Below are 20,644 nucleotides of genomic sequence, written 5' to 3' on the forward strand. Positions count from 1 at the left end.
AGCACTTACACTCTCTAATTTTTACAAGCATTATGGTATACAAAATATCAAATACAAAAATGGCGAGAATGCCCAGGAAACAGGAGGAGTTAAAATGACAGAATTATTATCAAAAGACGAATTCCGTAAAGAACTAGAAGAAGCTATTAAAGGTAATCATAGCCAGAAGGCTCCATTTACAGTCGCTTGGGCTGAAGGAAAATTAGAAAGAAAGCACTTTGCGAGATGGGCAGAAAATCACTACCACTATGTAGGACCTTTCGCAGATTACCTTGCGTATATCTATCACAATACTCCATCTGATCCAAAATTTGCAGCTGCTAAAGACTTCACATTACAGAACATGTATGAAGAGGAAATTGCAGCAGATCGTCATACAGATTTATTGATTCGCTTTGCAGAAGCTTGCGGCACAACAGCTGAACGAGTCATTAACCCAGATAATATGGCACCGACAACTCTAGGTCTTCAAAGCTGGTGCTTCGCAGTAGCTGCTCGTGAACACTTTGTTGTTGCTACAGCTGCCCTTGTAGTTGGTTTAGAATCCCAAGTACCTGATATCTATCGTAAGCAAACGCCAGCATTACGCGCTCAATATGGATTTACAGATGAAGAAATTGAATTCTTCGACTTACACATAGTTTCAGATGAAATTCATGGTGAACGAGGATATAAGATTGTTCTTGACCACGCAGATACTCCAGAATTACAGCAGCGTTGTCTTGAAATCGTTAGAGTGGGTGCTAAAATGCGCCGTATGTACATGGATGGTTTATGGAGAGAGTATCTTGAGCAGGACTTAGGGTCTTTAGTTCAAACCAACTAAAATACTTAGTTTCATACAAATAGATGGAATTCCTTGGGATAATACCCATTGATAGAATCTATCTTTCCTGGCCGTCATACTAATCTTGTAATTTCGAGGTTCAAAATGACGGCCATTTTCTATTAAAAAAGAAAAAGGTGATATTTTGTTAACAACACAAGTGAAAACGTTCAATAACTATATAAATGGTGAATGGCAGGAATCGGTCAGCCAAAAACAATTTGTCAGTGTGAATCCAGCAAATACAGAGGATATTGTCGGCTCCTTCCAAGCTTCCAATGAACAAGATGTTCTAGCAGCGATAGATGCAGCTCAAGCTGCTTTTCCAACTTGGGCAAAGACATCTCCATCAAAACGGGCAGCGATCCTAAACAAAGCAGCAAGTATTTTGGAGGAAAATGCTGATCAATACGCAGAAGAGTTGACAAGAGAAGAAGGAAAGCATGTTACCGATGCTAAGAATGAAGTCATTCGGTCTGCACAAACTCTCCGTTTTTATGCCGTTGAAGGACAGACGATAACAGGTGAAACCTTTCCAAATGATGACCCAGATATGAAGGTTATATCGGAAAAAGAACCACTTGGGGTGATCAGTGTCATTACGCCATGGAATTTTCCGCTATCTATTCCTGCTAGAAAGATTGCACCTGCATTAATTACTGGTAATACGGTGGTATTTAAACCTTCTTCAGATACACCATTAATCGCTTTACGTCTAGTTGAAGCACTACATCAGGCCGGTATACCAAAAGGGGTCATAAATTTTGTGACAGGGAAGGCTTCAGAAGTAGGCGATGCTCTGGTTAACCATCCTGCCATTAAAGCGATTACTTTTACAGGTTCCACTGCTGCGGGAGAAGATATCCATAAAAAATCTTCTTTTACCACCCGAACACAAATGGAGCTTGGCGGAAAAAATCCTTTAATCGTCATGGATGATGCAGATATTGAATTAGCCGCAACTTTAACGATTAACGGTGGTTTCTCCTTAACTGGGCAGGCGTGTACGGGAACAAGCAGGGTAATCGTTATGAAAAATGTAAGAGAGCAATTTGTGGAAAAATTAATCGAAAAAACGAGCGCATTAAAAATCGGAAATGGCTTTGAAGAGGGCGTGAAAATCGGACCTCTGGCAAATGAAAAGCAATTGAAAAACGTTCTGAAGTACATTGAGTATGGGAAAGAAGATGGAGCATCCTTGGTGTTTGGCGGTGAACAACTAACAGAAGGCCAATATAAGCAGGGGTATTATGTTCAGCCTACGGTCTTTATCAATGTTAAACCAGATCATCGAATTGCAAAGGAAGAAATCTTTGGTCCTGTTGTGGCGGTCATTGAAGTCGATACATATGAAGAGGCCATTCAGGTTGCAAATGATGTTGAGTATGGTTTGTCAGCTGCTATTGTTACAGATAGTCTGAAAATCGCTTCTAAATTTACAAAAGACATTCAAGCAGGGACGGTTAAGGTTAATCGAACCACCACTGGTAATTTAATGAATGCTCCATTTGGAGGGTTGAAAAAATCTAGTACATCAACATTCCGTGAGTCAGGCCGGGTTGGTTTGGAATTTTTTACACAAGTAAAGACCGTTTATATCGGATATTAAAGTAGAAAGTTAGAGGAGAATAAATAAATGAAAACCATATTAAAATTAGAACTAGAAGAAGCAAAATTAATGATTGAAGCAGCAAAGAAGAAATCAGAGGACATCAACGTACTAGAAACGATTGCCATTGTCGATGACGGCGGGAATTTACTTGCACTTGAAAGAATGAATGGAGCAAGAATTACAGGACCTGAAATTGCGATTGCAAAAGCCTATACCGCTTCAGGTCATAAACGTTCTACTCATTTATTTAATAAAGAGCCAAATGGTCCAGCTCTACCTGGTAACGAGGCATTTGGGATTCAACAGATGCTCCCAGGAAAGTTCGCCATTTTTGTTGGCGGATTCCCAATTGTAGTGAATGGTGAAGTGGTCGGAGGAGTAGGCGTAAGCGGAGGAAACGGAGAGCAGGATATCGCCGTAGGAACCGCAGCACTAGAAGCCTTGCAAAAGCATGTAGAAAGCAATGGCCTGACAGTATTAACACAAGCCGATATTAAAATTTAAGCTGTGTAAAAAGGTCTTTGTTGAGTTTCTAACTTCATGTGATTGGAGCGGAAGGTGCGAGACTCCTGCAGGAGTAAGGGGCAGGGGAGACCACACAGGCGCATGGCGCCGAGGAGGCTCCCCGGACCTCCTGCGGAAAGCGAAGCACCTGGAGCGCAAATCACCAGGCAACGATAAATTGTCTACAATTTAAGTAAATGGGGACCTCATGTTTGTCCAATAAGGAACAAAATGAGGTCCCTAAATAGTCATAGCACCTCAGGAGGCTAGCTACAAAGGAAGGATGGAGAATCATTTGAATAAATATTTGGAATTAGCCATTGGATTTGCGCGCACCGGAGTTACTGGCTATGGAGGAGGACCTTCTACCATCCCGTTAATTGAATTTGAGGCAGTGAAAAAATATAAATGGATGTCAGAGGAAGAATTTGGCGAGGTTTTGGCGCTTGCAAATACGCTTCCTGGTCCCATTGCTACAAAAATGGCCGCCTATATCGGATATAAAGTGAAAGGAAACATAGGGGCTACTGTAGCCATTCTTACCCATGTTCTACCTTCCGTCATTGCCATGCTTGGTTTGTTAGGGGTCCTTTATTCATTTAGTAATTCTCCTATAGTAGGTGGCATGGTTCAAGGGGTTACGCCTGTAATAGGGTATATGCTAGCGGAAATGGCTTATCGTTTTTTCCAAAATGGCAAAAAAGGTTTAGGTTTATCGAAGATGGTATTGCTCTCAGCAATTTCATTCATCCTTATCCAATTGGTCGGACTTCACCCAGGAATCCTAATTGCTACATTTTTAATTTCTGCATTTTTCATTGCTAGCCGCAAAGAAAAGGCTGCAAACACTCCTCCAAAAGATGTGGTTGAACTAAAGGAGAAAAGCTCATGATCTATTTTGAAATATTTTGGTCGTTTCTTATTGCGAATCTTTTGGGATATGGAGGCGGACCCGCTACCATCCCTTTAATACAAATTGAGGTTGTCAACGAACAAGACTGGATGACTCTATCCGAATTCGGTGATTTGTTAGCCATCGCAAATGCTTTACCTGGTCCAATCGCAACGAAGATGGCAGGTTTCATTGGATATGAAGTAGGTGGTGTCCTTGGTTCGATTGTTGCACTTGCTGCTACGATTCTTCCATCAGCCATTGCCGTTATCTTGCTGTTTAAATTTGTGAATTTATTTAAGGATTCCCCAAAAGTAAAGCTAATGACAAAGTCTGTTCAGCCAATTATCGCTATCTTACTTGCCGTTATGGCGTATCAATTCTTTTTAACAGCTTTTGAAAATAGTGGAATATTTCATTTGGTTCTACTTGCTGTACTAAGCTTTTTCACCTTAAGCAAATTTAAGGTTCATCCATCTTTTGTCATTATTGGAGCACTTGTTTATGGCGGAATCTTTCTATCTTAAACTAGGAATATAAAAAAATAAATGGGAGGTGAAGGGATGGAAGTAAAATGGGAGGAAAATAATTTATTATCAATAAGAGAACATGCCTACCTATATTTAAAAAAGATGATTCTCGAGGGTGAGTTTAAGGCAGGTGACCGTCTAATTGAAAGAGAGCTAGCAGCTAAATTAAAGATAAGCCGGACGCCAATTAGGGAGGCATTGTTTCGGCTTGAATCACAAGGATTTGTTAAAACTGTTCCGAGAAAAGGGGTCGTACTTTCCAATATATCAGTAAATGAGGTTATAGAGGTTTTTACGATTCTTGCTTCATTAGAAGTTCTTGCTGTGAAATTAGCTTCGCAAAGAATGGATCAAGAGACAAAAAATGAATTGGATCAAAAAATAAAAGAATTGATGGAGATTCAAGAGAATGAAGAAGAAAACTTTAATTTTGAACATATTAAAATGAATCATTTAATAAACAAAGCATCGAAAAGTCCGAAATTATTAGAGATTTTATCCGGTTTAATCGACTATATTCATATGGCAGCAAATATGGGCTATGAGACACCAGGCAGAAGGAAAGTATCTTTAAAGGAACATATAGATATTATGAAGGCATTAAGGAATCAGGAAACGGAAATGGCTGAATACTTAATGAGAATTCATATTGAGAACTCCAAAAAAGCATACATTACCTATATGGAAAGTCTACAAGAGAAGCTTCTTAGAAGTAATAGTTGAGGCAGGCAGCTAAATTCCAAGCAGCCTGTTTTATTTTTATCCTATATTAATAGAAACTTAAAAATAAAACTAAAATTATTAGAAAATTTTAAATTTAAGTATTGTCTGAATATTAAATACATGGTATATTGTATACCAAGAAGAACGTTTCGAGGAGGAATCATAGATGCCAACCATTCGATTTATTAATAGTAATAAACAGTTAGAAGTTCCAGAGGATTCAAATATTTTAAGAATGTCACTTCGCTATGATGGAGAGCTTCCAAATCGATGTGGCGGAGGAATTTGCGGCACTTGCGTTTTTAAGGCAGAAGAAGGATCTGAATTCCTTGACAATGTAAAAATTCAGGAACGAAGGAAATTAGGTGAGGAATGGCTTGAGAAAGGGTATCGCTTAGGCTGCCAGACCTTTGTTACAAATGGAGATATTGAAATCTCGTGGGATGAGGAAATTACCAACCAAGTAAAAATGAGAAAACCTGATAAACTAAAGAAGGAAGTATCTGCTACTAAATAATAACGGTATACAAAAGACCATTTAAATAAATCTATCATTTGAGGTGAGAACAATGTGGGTTTGTCACACGCATATGAAAGAAGCATTATCAGTATTAGAAATTCCCCATATACGGAAAGCTCCATTTAAAATTAAGTGTACGCTATGTGATAACACCGCATCTGCAAAAGTATATTATACACATCAGACCTACAAAGCAACAAAATATCAATACATGAGTCTCCAAAAAAAATTAGGTTAAATAGAATCTAAGGAAAATAAAGCCGTGGAAATCAACACAAATCCACTGCTTTATTTTTTTATTAATGAAAGAAGTTGTTTATTAGGAGAAGATTGTTCAAAATAGGATGTGTATGTTTTTTGAAAATGAGAGGGGTAAAGGAAATGATAAAAGTTGTTGCAAAATGCAAATTAAAACCAGGTGTTAAGGTGGATGAATATTTGGTTCAGGCTAGACAATTGGTTGTAGAAACCAGAAAAGAAGAAGGATGTATTACATACGCTCTTCATCAAGATATCAATGATCCATCAATTGTCACGATGCTAGAGGAATGGGTCGATGAAGAGGCATTGAATCAACACAACCAAACGGAACATGTAAGAAGAATTGTTCCAGGGCTTAGGGAACTTAGAGAAAGTACCGAAATTAACATTTATAGAGAAGTAGAATAATTCATAAAGGTAGAATAGTGGTTGAGTAGGGGGGAGTTTCATGAAGTTGGACAAAGTCCGATGGGGCATCATCGGCTGCGGTGATGTGACCGAAGTAAAAAGCGGTCCCGCATTCCAAAAAATTAACAACTCCGAGCTAGTTGCGGTCATGCGTAGAACAGGGGAGCTAGCAAAAGATTATGCCAAACGTCACCATGTTCCCAAATGGTACGATGACGCAGATATGCTCATTAATGATCCCGATGTAAATGCAATTTATATTGCCACACCGCCTGGATCACATATGGAATATACCCTTAAGGCAGCTATGGCTGGGAAACCGGTATATGTAGAAAAGCCAATGGCACGCAATTACTCGGAATGCCAAGAAATGATTGCTGCTTGTGAAAAAGTAGGAGTCCCTTTATATGTGGCATACTACCGCAGGGCACAGCCACGATTCTTAAAAATAAAAGAACTGTTGGAGAACGGGGCAATCGGCGAGATTCGATTCGTATCGACCACACAGTATCAAAAAGATACAGAGGAAAAGCAGAATGCGGATAAACTCTCTTGGCGCGTTAAACCTGAAATTGCGGGTGGAGGTTTGTTTTTTGATTTAGCCAGTCATACACTCGATTTATTGGATTTTTTACTTGGACCTATCACGGCTGTAGAAGGATTTGCATCGAATCAAGGTGGCTATTATTCGGCAGAGGATAAAGTTTCAGGTACATATTTGTTTGAATCTGGCGTTCATGGTATAGGGAACTGGTGCTTTACTGCATTTGAAGACGTGGATATCAATGAAATTGTAGGAAGCAAGGGGAAGATAACTTTTTCTACGTTTGGAAATGAATCAGTGAAATTGATGACCAAGCAGGGAATGGAAGAGTGGAATTTCGAACGGCCAGAGCATGTTCATCAATCCCTAGTGGAAATAATTGTGTCAGACCTAACCACTAATAGCAGGTTGTGTCCTAGTACTGGATTGACAGGTGCTAGAACGAATTGGGTTATGGGTGAACTGGTAAAGAATTATTATCAATAAAGATATGTGTACCAAAAAAAAAGTAACCATTCTAAACACTAAATGGTTACTTTTTTTAAACCTATTAAACTAATATTAGTCTCAATGCTCCAATGAGGGCAAAGCCAAGAATAAGTGTTTGAAAGACTTTTTGCGGAATTAGAGGAACCACTTTAATTCCAATAACAGCGCCTATTAAAATAGTAGGAATCAGCCAAGCATTAAATGTGATAGAATCAACTGTAATTAAACCTAAACTGATATAGAAAGGTATTTTTATTAAATTCACGCACATGAAAAACCATGCCCCTGTACCAACAAACTCATTCTTTGGCAAACCTTTCATTAACAAATAAATGGCCATTACGCCGCCTGCAGCATTTCCAATCATTGTAGCAAATCCTGCTAAGATTCCCATAGAAATGGTGAACCATAAGGATTTAGGTAGCGCCTTTGTAAACTTTTCTCCGAATCTCTCACGACTAATATGCAAGATAATCAGGGATAATACAATGATGCCAATTAGAGGTTTCAATTGTTCGCTGCTTATTTGATTGAGGACAAAATAACCGAATATAATACCGATTAATACCCATGGAATCAGTGAAATAAGGTATTTCTAGACAACACTTCTACGATAAAAAATAACGGCGAAGATATCACCTATTATCAACATGGGCAATAGAATTCCTATCGATTCTTTTGCTGGAAAGACATACATCAAGATTGTAGCAACCAAAATACCCATACTGGATACTCCTGTTTTTGTAAAACCAATAAAAACTGTACTTAAAATAACGATAACCCATTCGATGTAGGATAATTCAAAAATGATGTCTCACCTCAATTCATTAAAATTCATTTACTATTTTAAAGCAGAAAAGGATTTTTTTCTAGGATTAGTTTTTGAATAATTGCATTACTTAACAGCAAAGATGAAGTTTTCATATTTTTTGATACATATGTAGTAAACTAGAGTGTAAGGTAGAAGTTATAATGGAAATATCCCATAGAAGGAATAGGTAGACGATGATGAATGTACTTATACAAATTAGCTATATTTCAAGGGATAATAATGTGATGCGGCGTGGTTCCTTCCAATTGAACGGTAATTCAAAAGAAAAAGTGGCTTTTGATTGGTGGAAGAAAATACAAAGGGAAATGCCTTTTGGAGCAGATATGCAACAAGTAATTGTGGATGGTGAAGATATTACTGACTTAGTAAAAGCATTAGATAAATAAATTAGATCAGCCCCTCTCTTAAAAGAGAAGGGCTTCTTACTATCATTTGTTGAACACACCGTAATTCAATTAACGATGCTTTTCAATATAGTTTACGACATCGCCGACCGTTTGAAGTGTAGCAGCAATTTTGTCACTAATTTCAATTGCGAATTCATCTTCAATTTCCATCGTCAGGTCAACCATATCAAGCGAATCAGCATCAAAGTCATCCTTGAATGAGCTTCGAGGTGTAATCATCTCCATTTTGACCCCAAGCTGGTCTGCAATAATAGGTTTTAATTTTTCAAATGTTGTCATTTTGAATTCCTCCTAAGTTGTCCATACCAACATTATAACAACATTTCTGAAGGTAAAACATTAATATAATATTACATTGTTACTGTAGAGATTGTATCGGAGTTTGTCATACGTTCTTTTTGAACTTACTGCCTTTACTCTTAGAACGAAGCTTATGAATCATGTTATCCACTTTTTCCTGTTCGGAAAGGGTGGTTTGTTCATCTAATTTCATGGAGGTGATTTTTTCACTTTCGATGGTAATCTCGAAATAGGAATTTTCCTTACTGCCTTGTGGAAGCTCCTCTTTTGGAATGATGAATTCTTTTTTCAGTTCTTCAACTAAGATTACAGCAAATTGATTATCTTCGATTCTGTCTAGATATCCTTTAATGATCCTAGCCTCCTAAGCAAGCAAGTCCTTGCGATTTAATATCAGCAATTCTAGCTGGTCCAATTCCTTTAATTCTTACTAAATCATCTACTGAGGTGAAAGGTCTTAATTTAATTAAATCCTGTGCACGAGCAGCACCAATGTGAATAATTTCTTGTATTTGTTCAATGCTAGCAGAATTTACGTCAATACAATGACCAACAATGGGTGCATGCTCAACTTTTGCCTCATCTTTTGGTGTGTTTCCACTGCTAGAGGGTGTAATGGTCCCATCTTTTTTCGTCAGTATCTTATAATCTTTCCCATCTGTTTCCACCATTACGGTCCCATGTACATCGGTCCCATAGAGTTGAATCTTTGAATTTTGGACAAGATTGACAACTTCTTCATGCGGATGACCATAGGTATTATTCAAGCCGGCACTGTAAATCGCAACACTTGGATTCACTTCCCGCAAGAAAGTAGGGTGCGTTGATGTGGAGGAGCCATGATGACCAAGTTTCAGAATGTCAGCTTTCATATCAATTCCACTTTGAAGCATTTTCAACTCGTCATCCGTTGTGGCATCTCCTGTTAAAATAAAAGAAACATCACCATAGGTAAGTTTTAACGAAATCGATTCTTCGTTATCATGCTCGCTTATCGTTTTTGGATATAATACATCAATCTTGAGTGGACCCACTTCAAACTGATCACCCATCCGTGGTTCATAGTAATCAACCGCTTTTGAATCGATTGCTTTTAAAAGTCTTTGAAAGGTTTGCGAGGGGTTTGTGTTCCCTGATAACCAGATTTCACCTACGTTAAAGGTGTTTATGACTTGGTCTAACTGGCCAATATGATCGGCATCTGGATGAGTCCCCACCGCAATATCGATTTGCGAAACATGCTGCAGCTTAAGGTACTGGATGACTTCATCCCCAGTCCAATTCCCAGCGTCAATAAGTATCGTAAAATCCTCTCCATCATCAGAAAATTGAAGTAAGGTGGAATCACCCTGACCGACATCAATGAAGTGGACCTTAAGATTTGATAAATCAGCAGGTGCAGCTTTTTTTTCTTTCATACTTTGAGTTTCTTCATTTCCCCCTGGTATTGACTTTTGCGTTATACTTTCTTTTCGTTGTGCTATGTCTTTGGATTCAAGTGGTTCTTGTCCACAACCACTTAATAAAAAAATAATGATGAAGCTAAATAGAGCAAAAAGGTAACGTTTCTGCATTCAATTCCCCCTTTTCACCTACTAGCTTATCACAAATCAACCATTTTCAGACAATTCAAGTCTGAAAGGCTCAACAGCATTTTATTTATTAACAATGGGATGTAATTTTTTGGCTTTTTTGTTGATAATAAACAGTATTTTCATTATAATTAAGTTAAGTTAAATATTTATAAAAATAAAATGTTTTATCAGCTTTTATTTTTATTTGATAGAAAAAGGAAGGGGTTGTTGGTGATGGCAAGAGCAGCCGAATTGGAACGGTATCAAGGGAATGAGGGAATCCTTTTCACGTATCACAAACAGACAGGGTATATAGGATTCATCTGGGCGATGGTGGTTGTCATGGTTATAGAAACAGCTGGGGTATCGTACCTCTTATATAACTGGAGTCCTATCCTGCACTGGATTCATTTGGTTCTATCCATCTCGGTCATTGTCTTTTTACTCGTTGATTTAAGAGCAGTCACTAGGAATCCCATCCAGATAAAAAATAACGAACTTTCTTTAAAAATTGGCATACGACCAAGAGTAATAATAGCAACAGAGAATATTAAGGAATTGAAGAGCGGAAGTCTTTACCAGGAAGTTAGAAAGAATAAAGAAGTGCTAGATCTATCATTATTTAGCTTGGATGATCCAACCTTTGAATTAGTTTTAAACCATCCAATACAAGATAAAGCGTTGTTTGGAAAAACCAAGGATATCACGAGAATTTTCTTTAGTGTCGATGACAAGAATGCTTTCTCTGCTATGATTAGTGAAAAATAAAAAAAAGTGCCAGGCACCATCCAAGGAAAGGAAGGTGCCTGGCACTTATTTGTTTTCACATGTTTGTTTCCATTTGATTAAGGCGCTCCAGGATTCTCCGTTTCCGGTATAACATTTTTCCTGCTTCTGCCACATCCCCGATAGAGGAACGATTTATAAATGCTCCAAAAATCATTCCAGCAATCGGAATCATTTGAAACAGCTTTTTCCAGCCAAAAGAATCTCGATAGGTGGTAACCACTTCCCGCCATCCTTGCAGCTGTGAAATCATTTGATTGTTCTGATTGCCTTGATTGAAGGAAGTAAGGTCCTCTAGTATTGCCTTTTTCCCAACAATGTCAGATGAGGAAAATTGCAGACATTTTACAATAAAAATTCTTTCAGACTTTTCTTTAGGGTCGTACCCATAGCATATCGCAATCTCTTGTAAAACTTTAAGGGATAATCCTAATAGAACAGGTATATCAACGGCCAGTGTAAACAGCCCTCCGATACCCGTTGTTGCCCCTTGAACTGTCGCTATTTTTGTTCTGGAAATCTTTAATTCCTCAGCAATTTCATCCATTTTACTGATTGGGACCTGTTCAATGAAGTCAAGGCGAATCTCATCTGGTAATGTATCCTGAGGTGCAAACTTTTTAAGAATACTTTCTTCCTTGACTAAATATTGGCCGCCAGTCTGGATGTAGTTCCCTAATTCATCAATCGCCAAGCCGATTTTATCTTGAATAAATTTTGGTGTTAGCTTATCAAGCAGCATGAAGGGTAAACGGCCAAGCTTTTCCCAAAACCATAAATCCTTCTGTTCATTTTCCCATACTTCAATCTTTTTCAATTCGTCCCTTAAATAATCAGTAGATTCTACTGCCATTAATCATTTCACTCCATCTTCATCAGTTAAATTAGGTATGTAAGTATATACGGAAAACACACGAACAAGTTTCACTATTACTATGTACAATTGTAAAGAGTGCAACCGGATGAGATAAACAGTAAGAATGGCATATTTTGTGCGTAAGGAAAATATTTATAGTAAAAGTGGTACATGTAGTGTTCGTAGCAAAGCTTCTAGAAGGGAGCAAATTTTTTGAATCGGAATCGAAATACAAATGTCCAGTTAGCTATTTTATTGCTTATTTGTCTGCTCATTATTCTGATTATCCATGCCATACTTCATATTAAAATACACATTGTGTATACCACAGGTGTTGGTCCAATCCTATTAATAGGGTTGATTATTTTCCTCATTGTCCTTCTTTATACCAAAGGGTGATAGAATTCGGCTTTATTTTTTAATTATTATGAAAAAATAGATTGTCTTATTAATTTCCGAATGGTAAAATATAGCTCCATTGTGTATGAAAGCATCTACAAAAAGGTTGTAGATGTTTCTTTTTGTGCCTGATTGAATGTACGGAGTCTATAGGAAGAGGTGACGGTTTTAGAGAATGAGTTCAAAAAAACAAAGATCTGTTCGTGAGCATAAAGATTATCAATCAGAAATTGAACGCTTAGAGTTTACTAAGGAATACATAAAGAGTGTTTTGGAACAATCAAAGGGAAATAAAGAACAATTTGTTGAGAATTTGAAAGAAGCCTTTGCGGACCTTGACACTTCTGATAGTAGTTTAAGCTATATGACCCTTTTGACGAATGCTCAGTATTTAGAATTGGCAGAGAGTGAACTAGAAAGATTAGCGAGCGTCCTAGGCAAGCCGTACTTTTCTCGGATTAATTTTACGAGCAGCGGTGACACCAATGAAGAGATTTTATATATCGGGAAAGCGTCACTATTTGACCGTGTGAACCAGATTCCGATTATCGTTGATTGGCGGTCACCGATTGCAAATGTTTACTATGATGGCCGTCTAGGGGATGTTACCTATGATGCCTATGGGGAAACGCAGAGTGGTTATTTATCTCTGAAAAGACAGTATGAAATTGAGGACGGATTATTAAAAGAAATTCGAGATATCGATTTAACCACACATGATGAGCTCTTGCAGAAATCCTTATCGGGTAAAGCAGACAATCGCTTAACCGAAATTGTTGCGACCATCCAAAATGAGCAAAATGATGTAATTCGAGCTTCTCTTAAACACCCCATCATCGTTCAAGGAGCTGCTGGAAGTGGAAAAACTACAATCGCACTCCATCGAATATCCTACTTTCTGTACTCTTCTGGATATCGATTTCCTCCAGAAAAATTAATGATTCTTGCACCGAATCGATTGTTTATTGATTATATTTCCGCAGTTCTTCCTGATTTAGGGGTAAACAAAATTAAACAAACTACTTATGTTGATTTTATGAGAAGTTGTTTGGGGAAGAAAATAAAATTAATAGCTCCTAACTCAAAGCTAATGACGCTTCTTAAAGGGGAAACAAAAGCAAAATGGTTACAATGGATGTCGGGTTATAAAGGTTCACTTGATTTTAAAGACTGTATCGATGCCTACTTGAAAGAGATTGAATATAATCTAGCACCATCGAAGGATTTTATTATTGAAAAATCACTTCTCATGAGAGGGCAAAAGATTAATCGTTTATTTTTGACAGAATTTCAGTATTTACCCATCTACAGCAGACTCGATAAAATTAAAAATCTTTTGGCGAATGATTTAAGAATAAAAAAATCGATTATTTTATCGAAAATTAATAGTAAATATGATGAGGCTTTGGAAAAGGCATTGTATACCACAAGGCTGGATTCAGATAAAAGAAGAGAAAGAGTCGTCTCCATCATGGATTTAAAAGCAAAAAGGTTAAGTACAGTGGAGCAGGAATCGAAGGTAGCAGTAAAAAATTATATGGAGCCATTTGTAAAGAAAGATATTTTTGCACTATATAAGGAACTGATGACGTCTCCAGAACTGTTAAAAAAGTATTCACGCACTCTTTCTGAGATAGAATGTAAGAAATTAAGTCAATATTGTCAAAGAATTTTTGATAAAAAGGCACTAGAGCTGGAGGACTTGGCTCCGTTATTTTACATGAAGGCAAAGCTTGAAGGAATCGATGAGAAATATAAAATGAAAAGTGTTTTTATAGATGAGGCTCAAGACTATAGCTATTTTCAGTTTGCGGCAATGAAAGAAGGCTTTGAAACGGATTTATTTACCATCGTTGGCGATTTAGCACAAGGAATTCATTCCTATCGAGGAATAAACAGCTGGGAGCCGTTAGTTACCGATATCTTTCCAAGTGCGAACTATCATGCTCTCCAAAAAAGTTATCGTACAACGGTCGAGATTATGCACCTGGCAAATGACATTCTATCAATTATGAATAAAGACTTGCCCATCGTTCAACCCGTTATTCGGCATGGGGACAAACCTCATTTTACAAAAATTGACCCTAGCAATCTGCAGCAGGTAAGAGAAACACTTGAACATGATATCCATTTACTCAAAGAGGACGAACTCAACTCGATTGCCATCATTGGAAGAACCGACAGCGAATGCATGCGCATACATAACATGCTAGAAAATAGTAATCTTCCTATACAGCTATTAGAAGAAAAGCAAGATATGAAAAAGGGAAGCGTTGTAATCTTACCTTCGTACCTTTCAAAAGGATTAGAATTTGATGCCGTCCTGATTCTAAGCCTAGAGGAAGCATACTCGGAAGAGGAAATAGATATTAAATTGTTGTATGTGGCGATGACCAGACCGATGCATAGGTTGTATTTATATGCGAATGAGCGATCAGATTTATTATTAAATAAAGCTTCCTCTGACCATCTTGATACTTAAAGAAAAAGAAAAAGAAAAAGAAAAAGAAAAGTGCCAGGCACCTCCCGTAATAAGGTTTGTGCCTGGTACTTTTTTGGCTTCCAATGAAATATGACCGGGAGATCCGTCCCCATGGTCAAAATAATTATTAAATAAGACGGAATATTCTAATAAATATTCGTATATATGTATAGAGAAAGTTACTAACCTAATGAAGGGATGATGTCTGAATGGATTGGCTATGGCTGATTGGTCGGGCGGTATTTGGTCTTTATTTTGCTTATTCTGGGTTAAATCATTTCATCCAATTTCAAGGTTTGAAGCAGTATGCATCTTATAAGAAGGTCCCAGCACCAGGACTCTCTGTTGTCGTAACCGGATTAATGCTCCTTGCAGGAGGCTTGAGCATCCTTACGGCATATTGGATTGAATGGGGACTATATTTAATCGTAATCTTCCTTGTTCTTTCGGCTTTCATCATGCACAATTTCTGGAAGGAAACAGATTCGAATGCAAAAGTAGGCGAGATGAATCAATTTCTAAAGAATATTGCATTAGCCGCAGCTACTTTAATGTTACTCTCCATCACAAATTGGACTTGGTAAATAAATTAAGGTTTGATCTGTGTTCAAATAATAATTATTATAAAAGCCTACTCACTTTCCGAATATTGGAAGGTGGAGTCGGCTTTTTTTTGATGAAAACTTAAAGAAGTTTTAAAATTAATATTAAATGAATATTTAAAATGTATTGTAATTATAAAATTTTTAAAATATAATAAATTAAGTTTTTAATCTTACTTAGATGTTTATATTGTTTATCTAAAAATACCTGATATTACATATTGTTTACCTTATCATGAGAGGCAGAGGGACTGGCCCGTTGACGCCCGGCAACCGCTATTTTTGAATAGTATGGTGCCAAATCCTACAGAACGAGTGAGTTCTGAAAGATAAGGAAGAGTATATACATAAACCCTCTTCCTATTTTAGGGAGAGGGTATTTTTATTAGGTGACAAAAGCAAAACACGAACATTTAAATAAAATATTTTAAAAATGTTCGATTTTGTATTGCTATATTTAAATGTTTTTAGTAAATTAATAGACATATAGTAATAAAAACGAATATATTACAGGGGGAACATCATGAGAAAACTACTTTCACTTTTCGTAGTGGCTTTAGTCCTGCTCGTCGCTGGATGTGGAGCAGAAGAATCAACAGGTAAAGATGAAACATCATCAAAAGAGGGTAAGAAGAAAATTGCTCTCGTTCTGCCTGAGAAAATCGGTGTAAACCCATTCTTCCAGCAAATGGATGAGGGTGCGAAACAAGCAGCAGAAGAATTTGGAGTTGAATTAAAGACAATTGAATCTACGGATCATTCTGCAATCGAAGAAAATATTCGCGTAGCCGTAGCAGAAGGATATGATTTAATCATTACATCTTCCTTTGAATCAGAGGATGCATTGAAAAAGGTAGCAACAGAAAATCCGGATCGTCAATTTGCAATTATTGATACCGTTGTAGACCTTCCAAATGTACAAAGTGTAAATTTCCGAGAGCACGAAGCAGCGTTCTTACTAGGAGCTGCAGCAGGTCTTTCTACGAAAACCGATAAAGTTGGAATGGTAGTTGCGATGGATATTCCATTAATGAAAAAATGGTCAGTTGCGTTTGAACAGGGATTAAAGGAAACCAATCCAGATGTAGAGTTTCTAGTAAACTATGTTGGAGGCTTTACGGATCCTGCGAAAGCAAAAGAATTAGCGTTGTTACAAGCATCTAAAGGAGCAGATTTCGTGGCAGGCGCTGCTGCAGTCGGCGACCTAGGTGTTTTTGAGGCAGCAAAAGAACAAGGATTCTTTACTTCTGGTCAGGACGTTGACCGTACAGAGGTTGATCCAGAGCATGTCGTTCTGTCACAGCTTAAAGGGACAGACGCGGCGGCATATGAAACAGTAAAAGCATTTGCAAATGGCAATTTTAAATCAGGCATTGTCGAGTATGGCTTGAAGGAAAAGGGTGTTGGCTTAACATATGTAACACATGAAAGCAAAACTCCTCTTAACAGCTTTGTTGGACAAGAAGTTATTGACCAAGTAAAAGCACTTCACGAAGAAATTGTTACTGGAAAAAGAGAAATCAAAAATCCATTAAGCAATTAATCTGAAAAAGGTAAACCGACTGCACATTGTAGTCGGTTTCGATTTTTAAAGGGGTGGAAAACTATGACCTATGTGTTAGAAATGAAGGATATGAGCAAAAAGTACGGTGATTTTCTTGCGAATGACACGATTTCAATACATCTGAAAAAAGGAGAGGTTTTGGCCATTGTCGGAGAAAATGGTGCCGGCAAAACAACCCTCATGCGGATGCTTTACGGTCTTGAACAGCCGACTAGCGGGGAAATAGTACTCAATGGTAAAACCGTGAAATTTTCGGGACCGCACGATGCGATTGAAAATGGAATCGGTATGGTGCATCAGCACTTTATGTTATTTTCTGATTTTTCCGTAACAGAAAACATTGTGATTGGTCATGAACCGAAACAAAATGGTTTCTTTAATAGAAAAGCCGCGGCAGAAAAAGTGAAGGAACTCAGCGAACATTATAAAATCAACGTCAATCCATTGAAAACAGCAGGGGATTGCTCGATAGGTGAACAGCAACGAATTGAAATATTAAAAGTGTTATATCAGGGTGCAGATATTATTATTCTCGATGAACCAACAGCAGTCTTGACACCTCTTGAGATAGAGGAACTTTTAAAAACAATTCAATTTTTAGCGGAACAAGGGAAAAGTATTATCCTCATAACCCATAAGCTGCCTGAAGTGATGAAGGTAGCAGATCAAATAACCGTGTTAAGAAATGGAAAGGTTACAGGAAATGTTTTAACACAAAATACCGATGTCGAACAGTTAGCCACCATGATGGTTGGTCGTGAACTCCAGAAACTTACCGACCGAATCCAATTAGACGGTGATCCGCTTCTTGTGGTAGAAAATCTTACAATCGGCGGGAAAAATGCGAAACCAATCTTGGATCAACTCTCCTTAACGATACACCGTGGAGAGATTGTCGGGATTGCCGGAGTATCGGGGAATGGGCAGTCAGAACTAATCCAGGCGATTACAGGCTTGAGAAAAATTGATAGTGGCAGTGTTCACTTAGGAGATACAATCTTTTCAGGTAAAACAGTGGCTTATAGAAGAAATGCTGGTCTCGCTCATATACCTGAAGACCGTTACTTATGGGGAGCGGCGAAAGAAGCAGCTGTAGAAGAGACAGGGTTGATGGGATATTATCGAAAGAGAAATTTCAATCAATCTTCCTTTATTAAACTTAACTCGTTTCGCAAGCTTGTTAGAGGATGGATTGACCGATTCGAAATTAAAACACCTTCATTAGATGAAAAATCAGGAAACCTATCAGGTGGAAACTTGCAGAAATTAATTGTTGCCCGCGAACTTGGATTTGAAACAGATTTTCTCATTGCTGCTGAACCAACACGTGGTGTCGATATCGGCGCCATGGAATATATCCATGAAGCCATTATCGAGAAACGAAATAATGGAGACGGTATTCTCCTGGTTTCGTCAGAGTTATCGGAAATCCTGACTTTGTCTGACCGAATTGCTGTGATGTATGAAGGGAAAATAGTCGATATCCTCAATCGAAATGAAGCGACGGAAGAGAGATTAAGTGTACTTATGGCAGGAGGAAACGAGAATGAAGCTTCAACGAAAACTACAACAACTGCTTAAATCCTTGATACAGCCTCTTACGGCCGTGTTGATTGGGCTTTTGACAGGGGCAGTTGCTATTAGTCTAGTAGGTGCATCTGTACTGGAAACCTATAAAGTCATGTGGGACGGGGCATTCGGAAACTTTTACTTTGTAACTGCAACACTTGCGCGGGCTACTCCTATAATATTGATTGGTTTAGGGTTGGCAATTGCTTTTCGAGCTGGTGTCTTCAATATGGGAGCAGAAGGGCAGATGGTGTTAGGTGCGGTAAGTGCAGCACTTGCTGCTTTATATGTTCCAGGATCAGGAATTATCAAAATCCTGGCGGCATTGTTGGCTGGATTTTTAGCAGGGGGCTTATGGTCGCTCCTGGCGGGGTGGATGGAAACTAGATTCAAAGTACAGTTATTGATTTCTACGTTACTCTTAAACTATGTGGCAGTATTATTTGCAGGTTATTTAGTTTCGAGGCCGTTTCAAGACAAAAGTGGATCGGCTGCATTAGCACAGACTCACATGATTGATCAGGTGGCATGGCTGCCTAAGTTATTCCAAGGTATGAGTGTTCATATGGGATTTGTTATTGCGATGGTTTTGGCGATTACTCTATATATTATTTTGCGCTTCACATCAGCGGGGTATGAGGTAAGAATGCTGGGCTATAACCCATTCTTTGCTGAGTATGGAGGGATTAATAAAATAAAGGTACTCCTTTTCAGTATGTTTTTTAGCGGCGGGATCGCAGGACTAGCTGGGACGGTTGAAGTTCTCGGATCACAATATCGTTATGTAGAAGGTTCCCTGACCGTTCCAGGATATGCCTGGACAGGGTTAATGGCAGCCCTTTTGGCAAACTCTAATCCTCTTGGTACTGCTGTAGCGGCGATTCTGCTTGCAGCACTTCAAACCGGCGCAATGGGAATGGAGCGTAATACAGAGGTTCCGTTGGAAATCGCCAGTGTGATTCAGGGAGTTCTTATTCTTTTTGTTACAGCAAAAATCACCATGAATTGGTGGAAAGTAAAGAAGAAAGCGGGTGACATCCATGGAGCTGCTTGATCTCTCCTTTTTTACCTCAGCGATTCGAATGATCACTCCTATTCTTTTGGCAGCTTTAGGAGGAGCCCTTTGTGCTCGTGTTGGAATTTTTAATGTAGGTCTTGAGGGATTAATACTAGCAGGTGCTTTTTCTGCCATCGTTGGAAATTACTTTAGCGGTAATGTGCTTGTCGCTGTTTTAGTAGGTGCACTCGGTTCTGTCCTTGTTTCACTGCTATTCGGTATGGCAGCCATTCGATTTAAGGCAAACCCAATCGTAGCAGGTATTGCTATCAACTTTTTAGTTCTCGGTTTGACCACGTTTGGACTGCGAGCCATCTTTAATGTAAAAGGTGCCTTTTATGATAAAAACATGGAAGGACTTCCGAAGCTGGACATCCCGGTGATTGAAGGCATTCCGGTTGTTGGGAACCTTCTTTCGGGACATTCACCACTCGTATATATCGCCTTTCTAGCAGCAATAGTATTGTACATTTTCTTTTACCGTACGGTTACAGGCTTTCGCGTTCTTGCGGTTGGGAAAAATGAAGCAGCTGCGAGAAGCCTTGGCTTAAAGGTTACACTTCTGCAATATGGCGCCATTGTGGTGTGTGGAATACTTTGCGGTTTGGCAGGTGCCCAGCTCTCTCTGGGACAAGTTACGATGTTTACAGAGGGAATGACGGCTGGAAGGGGCTTTATTGCTCTTGTGGCGATGATGTTAGGTCAGTCCCACCCAATCGGAATCGTAGGGTCAAGCTTGTTATTCGGGCTGATGGATGCGTTAAGTATCAGACTTCAGGGCTTTTCAATGCCAACTCAATTTACAGCAATGCTGCCTTATATTATTACGATCATCGCAATGTTCTTCCTAAAGGACCGCGGGGCAGATTCACAGCTATCTGGGCAGCAAAGCTCTAGGTAAGAAGGA

24 protein-coding genes and 1 riboswitch are annotated in these 20,644 nt (G+C 38.5%); of the genes, 18 read left to right on the forward strand and 6 right to left on the reverse strand.

The features are described from left to right. Positions 1–94: 94 nt before the first annotated feature. From M3189_RS05355 to M3189_RS05395, 9 genes are all read left to right on the forward strand, one after another. Positions 95–826 (forward strand): TenA family transcriptional regulator, encoded by a 732-nt coding sequence (locus M3189_RS05355; RefSeq protein WP_221827065.1) that lies wholly within the window; start codon positions 95–97, stop codon positions 824–826. Positions 827–968: 142 nt separating this feature from the next. After that, entirely contained in the window at positions 969–2,435 is a 1,467-nt protein-coding gene (locus M3189_RS05360) for an aldehyde dehydrogenase family protein (protein ID WP_251632998.1), read from the forward strand. 27 nt (positions 2,436–2,462) lie between these two features. After that, on the forward strand, positions 2,463–2,942 hold the full coding sequence (locus M3189_RS05365) for a GlcG/HbpS family heme-binding protein (RefSeq protein WP_251632739.1): 480 nt from the start codon (positions 2,463–2,465) through the stop codon (positions 2,940–2,942). Between the two features lie 283 nt (positions 2,943–3,225). Beyond that, a complete protein-coding gene (locus M3189_RS05370; RefSeq protein WP_435368057.1) occupies positions 3,226–3,834 on the forward strand; it encodes a chromate transporter in 609 nt (202 codons plus the stop codon). Beyond that, positions 3,831–4,361 (forward strand): chromate transporter, encoded by a 531-nt coding sequence (locus M3189_RS05375; RefSeq protein WP_251632741.1) that lies wholly within the window; start codon positions 3,831–3,833, stop codon positions 4,359–4,361. Before M3189_RS05370 ends, M3189_RS05375 begins: the two co-directional genes overlap by 4 nt. 36 nt (positions 4,362–4,397) lie before the next feature. Continuing rightward, positions 4,398–5,087 (forward strand): GntR family transcriptional regulator, encoded by a 690-nt coding sequence (locus tag M3189_RS05380; RefSeq protein ID WP_251632742.1) that lies wholly within the window; start codon positions 4,398–4,400, stop codon positions 5,085–5,087. Positions 5,088–5,253: 166 nt separating this feature from the next. Continuing rightward, complete coding sequence (locus M3189_RS05385) at positions 5,254–5,604, forward strand: 2Fe-2S iron-sulfur cluster-binding protein (RefSeq protein WP_251632743.1); 351 nt, start codon at positions 5,254–5,256, stop codon at positions 5,602–5,604. Between the two features lie 384 nt (positions 5,605–5,988). After that, positions 5,989–6,276 carry a putative quinol monooxygenase gene (locus tag M3189_RS05390; RefSeq protein WP_251632744.1) on the forward strand — a complete coding sequence of 96 codons (288 nt, stop codon included), beginning with the start codon at positions 5,989–5,991 and terminating at the stop codon, positions 6,274–6,276. A gap of 40 nt (positions 6,277–6,316) precedes the next feature. Continuing rightward, complete coding sequence (locus M3189_RS05395; protein WP_251632745.1) at positions 6,317–7,306, forward strand: Gfo/Idh/MocA family protein; 990 nt, start codon at positions 6,317–6,319, stop codon at positions 7,304–7,306. Positions 7,307–7,370: 64 nt separating this feature from the next. Here the strand turns inward: M3189_RS05395 and M3189_RS05400 are convergent, their stop codons facing one another. Together M3189_RS05400 and M3189_RS26855 are read right to left on the reverse strand one after the other, a co-directional pair. Next, positions 7,371–7,895 (reverse strand): sulfite exporter TauE/SafE family protein, encoded by a 525-nt coding sequence (locus tag M3189_RS05400; protein ID WP_353057398.1) that lies wholly within the window; start codon positions 7,893–7,895, stop codon positions 7,371–7,373. Positions 7,896–7,904: 9 nt separating this feature from the next. Then, a complete protein-coding gene (locus tag M3189_RS26855) occupies positions 7,905–8,033 on the reverse strand; it encodes a hypothetical protein (RefSeq protein ID WP_285889399.1) in 129 nt (42 codons plus the stop codon). 284 nt (positions 8,034–8,317) lie between these two features. On the opposite strand from M3189_RS26855, the gene M3189_RS05405 reads away from it, so the two are divergent. Then, a complete protein-coding gene (locus tag M3189_RS05405) occupies positions 8,318–8,527 on the forward strand; it encodes a hypothetical protein (RefSeq protein ID WP_251632746.1) in 210 nt (69 codons plus the stop codon). Positions 8,528–8,596: 69 nt separating this feature from the next. On the opposite strand, the gene acpP is transcribed toward M3189_RS05405, so the two are convergent. From acpP to M3189_RS05420, 3 genes are all read right to left on the reverse strand, one after another. Next, on the reverse strand, positions 8,597–8,827 hold the full coding sequence (acpP, locus tag M3189_RS05410; protein ID WP_251632747.1) for an acyl carrier protein: 231 nt from the start codon (positions 8,825–8,827) through the stop codon (positions 8,597–8,599). Positions 8,828–8,933: 106 nt separating this feature from the next. Then, entirely contained in the window at positions 8,934–9,203 is a 270-nt protein-coding gene (locus M3189_RS05415) for a DUF3006 domain-containing protein (protein WP_353057399.1), read from the reverse strand. Between the two features lies 1 nt (position 9,204). Then, positions 9,205–10,422 carry an MBL fold metallo-hydrolase gene (locus M3189_RS05420; protein WP_251632748.1) on the reverse strand — a complete coding sequence of 406 codons (1,218 nt, stop codon included), beginning with the start codon at positions 10,420–10,422 and terminating at the stop codon, positions 9,205–9,207. Between the two features lie 234 nt (positions 10,423–10,656). Here M3189_RS05420 and M3189_RS05425 point away from each other — a divergent pair, with 234 nt between their 5' ends. Then, the gene (locus M3189_RS05425; protein WP_251632749.1) at positions 10,657–11,190 is read left to right on the forward strand and encodes a hypothetical protein; all 534 of its coding nucleotides are present in this window, start codon (positions 10,657–10,659) and stop codon (positions 11,188–11,190) included. A 55-nt stretch (positions 11,191–11,245) separates the two neighbouring features. On the opposite strand, the gene M3189_RS05430 is transcribed toward M3189_RS05425, so the two are convergent. Further along, the gene (locus M3189_RS05430; protein ID WP_251632750.1) at positions 11,246–12,061 is read right to left on the reverse strand and encodes an EcsC family protein; all 816 of its coding nucleotides are present in this window, start codon (positions 12,059–12,061) and stop codon (positions 11,246–11,248) included. 216 nt (positions 12,062–12,277) lie between these two features. Between M3189_RS05430 and M3189_RS05435 the strand changes: the two genes are divergently transcribed. The 7 genes from M3189_RS05435 to M3189_RS05465 all read left to right on the forward strand — a co-directional run bounded on the left by M3189_RS05435 (position 12,278) and on the right by M3189_RS05465 (position 20,638). Next, positions 12,278–12,463, forward strand: coding sequence for a hypothetical protein (locus tag M3189_RS05435; protein WP_251632751.1), 186 nt, complete (start codon positions 12,278–12,280; stop codon positions 12,461–12,463). 175 nt (positions 12,464–12,638) lie between these two features. Beyond that, the gene (gene helD, locus M3189_RS05440; RefSeq protein WP_251632752.1) at positions 12,639–14,945 is read left to right on the forward strand and encodes an RNA polymerase recycling motor HelD; all 2,307 of its coding nucleotides are present in this window, start codon (positions 12,639–12,641) and stop codon (positions 14,943–14,945) included. A 209-nt stretch (positions 14,946–15,154) separates the two neighbouring features. Beyond that, entirely contained in the window at positions 15,155–15,529 is a 375-nt protein-coding gene (locus tag M3189_RS05445) for a DoxX family protein (protein WP_251632753.1), read from the forward strand. Positions 15,530–15,774: 245 nt separating this feature from the next. Next, positions 15,775–15,883, forward strand: a riboswitch (SAM riboswitch). A gap of 187 nt (positions 15,884–16,070) precedes the next feature. Then, the gene (locus M3189_RS05450) at positions 16,071–17,090 is read left to right on the forward strand and encodes a BMP family protein (protein ID WP_251632754.1); all 1,020 of its coding nucleotides are present in this window, start codon (positions 16,071–16,073) and stop codon (positions 17,088–17,090) included. Positions 17,091–17,153: 63 nt separating this feature from the next. Further along, positions 17,154–18,692 (forward strand): ABC transporter ATP-binding protein, encoded by a 1,539-nt coding sequence (locus tag M3189_RS05455; protein WP_251632755.1) that lies wholly within the window; start codon positions 17,154–17,156, stop codon positions 18,690–18,692. Further along, on the forward strand, positions 18,658–19,734 hold the full coding sequence (locus tag M3189_RS05460) for an ABC transporter permease (protein ID WP_251632756.1): 1,077 nt from the start codon (positions 18,658–18,660) through the stop codon (positions 19,732–19,734). Before M3189_RS05455 ends, M3189_RS05460 begins: the two co-directional genes overlap by 35 nt. Continuing rightward, positions 19,721–20,638 carry an ABC transporter permease gene (locus tag M3189_RS05465; RefSeq protein ID WP_251632757.1) on the forward strand — a complete coding sequence of 306 codons (918 nt, stop codon included), beginning with the start codon at positions 19,721–19,723 and terminating at the stop codon, positions 20,636–20,638. Before M3189_RS05460 ends, M3189_RS05465 begins: the two co-directional genes overlap by 14 nt. Positions 20,639–20,644 lie beyond the last annotated feature (6 nt).

The organism is Neobacillus niacini (assembly GCF_023715415.1).
Taxonomy (GTDB): Bacteria; Bacillota; Bacilli; order Bacillales; family Cytobacillaceae; genus Neobacillus; species Neobacillus niacini_C.

Excerpts from the sequence above, each read along its gene's own strand:
- M3189_RS05380 (WP_251632742.1), top strand. The coding sequence starts at position 4,398 with ATGGAAGTAAAATGGGAGGAAAATAATTTATTATCAATAAGAGAACAT.
- M3189_RS26855 (WP_285889399.1), bottom strand. The coding sequence starts at position 8,033 with ATGGGTATTTTGGTTGCTACAATCTTGATGTATGTCTTTCCAGCAAAA.
- M3189_RS05430 (WP_251632750.1), bottom strand. The coding sequence starts at position 12,061 with ATGGCAGTAGAATCTACTGATTATTTAAGGGACGAATTGAAAAAGATT.
- M3189_RS05465 (WP_251632757.1), top strand. The coding sequence starts at position 19,721 with ATGGAGCTGCTTGATCTCTCCTTTTTTACCTCAGCGATTCGAATGATC.
- M3189_RS05370 (WP_435368057.1), top strand. The coding sequence starts at position 3,226 with ATGGAGAATCATTTGAATAAATATTTGGAATTAGCCATTGGATTTGCG.
- M3189_RS05420 (WP_251632748.1), bottom strand. The coding sequence starts at position 10,422 with ATGCAGAAACGTTACCTTTTTGCTCTATTTAGCTTCATCATTATTTTT.
- M3189_RS05390 (WP_251632744.1), top strand. The coding sequence starts at position 5,989 with ATGATAAAAGTTGTTGCAAAATGCAAATTAAAACCAGGTGTTAAGGTG.
- M3189_RS05460 (WP_251632756.1), top strand. The coding sequence starts at position 18,658 with ATGAAGCTTCAACGAAAACTACAACAACTGCTTAAATCCTTGATACAG.
- M3189_RS05365 (WP_251632739.1), top strand. The coding sequence starts at position 2,463 with ATGAAAACCATATTAAAATTAGAACTAGAAGAAGCAAAATTAATGATT.
- M3189_RS05445 (WP_251632753.1), top strand. The coding sequence starts at position 15,155 with ATGGATTGGCTATGGCTGATTGGTCGGGCGGTATTTGGTCTTTATTTT.
- helD (WP_251632752.1), top strand. The coding sequence starts at position 12,639 with ATGAGTTCAAAAAAACAAAGATCTGTTCGTGAGCATAAAGATTATCAA.
- M3189_RS05395 (WP_251632745.1), top strand. The coding sequence starts at position 6,317 with ATGAAGTTGGACAAAGTCCGATGGGGCATCATCGGCTGCGGTGATGTG.
- M3189_RS05450 (WP_251632754.1), top strand. The coding sequence starts at position 16,071 with ATGAGAAAACTACTTTCACTTTTCGTAGTGGCTTTAGTCCTGCTCGTC.
- M3189_RS05375 (WP_251632741.1), top strand. The coding sequence starts at position 3,831 with ATGATCTATTTTGAAATATTTTGGTCGTTTCTTATTGCGAATCTTTTG.
- M3189_RS05355 (WP_221827065.1), top strand. The coding sequence starts at position 95 with ATGACAGAATTATTATCAAAAGACGAATTCCGTAAAGAACTAGAAGAA.
- M3189_RS05385 (WP_251632743.1), top strand. The coding sequence starts at position 5,254 with ATGCCAACCATTCGATTTATTAATAGTAATAAACAGTTAGAAGTTCCA.
- M3189_RS05405 (WP_251632746.1), top strand. The coding sequence starts at position 8,318 with ATGAATGTACTTATACAAATTAGCTATATTTCAAGGGATAATAATGTG.
- M3189_RS05425 (WP_251632749.1), top strand. The coding sequence starts at position 10,657 with ATGGCAAGAGCAGCCGAATTGGAACGGTATCAAGGGAATGAGGGAATC.
- M3189_RS05455 (WP_251632755.1), top strand. The coding sequence starts at position 17,154 with ATGACCTATGTGTTAGAAATGAAGGATATGAGCAAAAAGTACGGTGAT.
- acpP (WP_251632747.1), bottom strand. The coding sequence starts at position 8,827 with ATGACAACATTTGAAAAATTAAAACCTATTATTGCAGACCAGCTTGGG.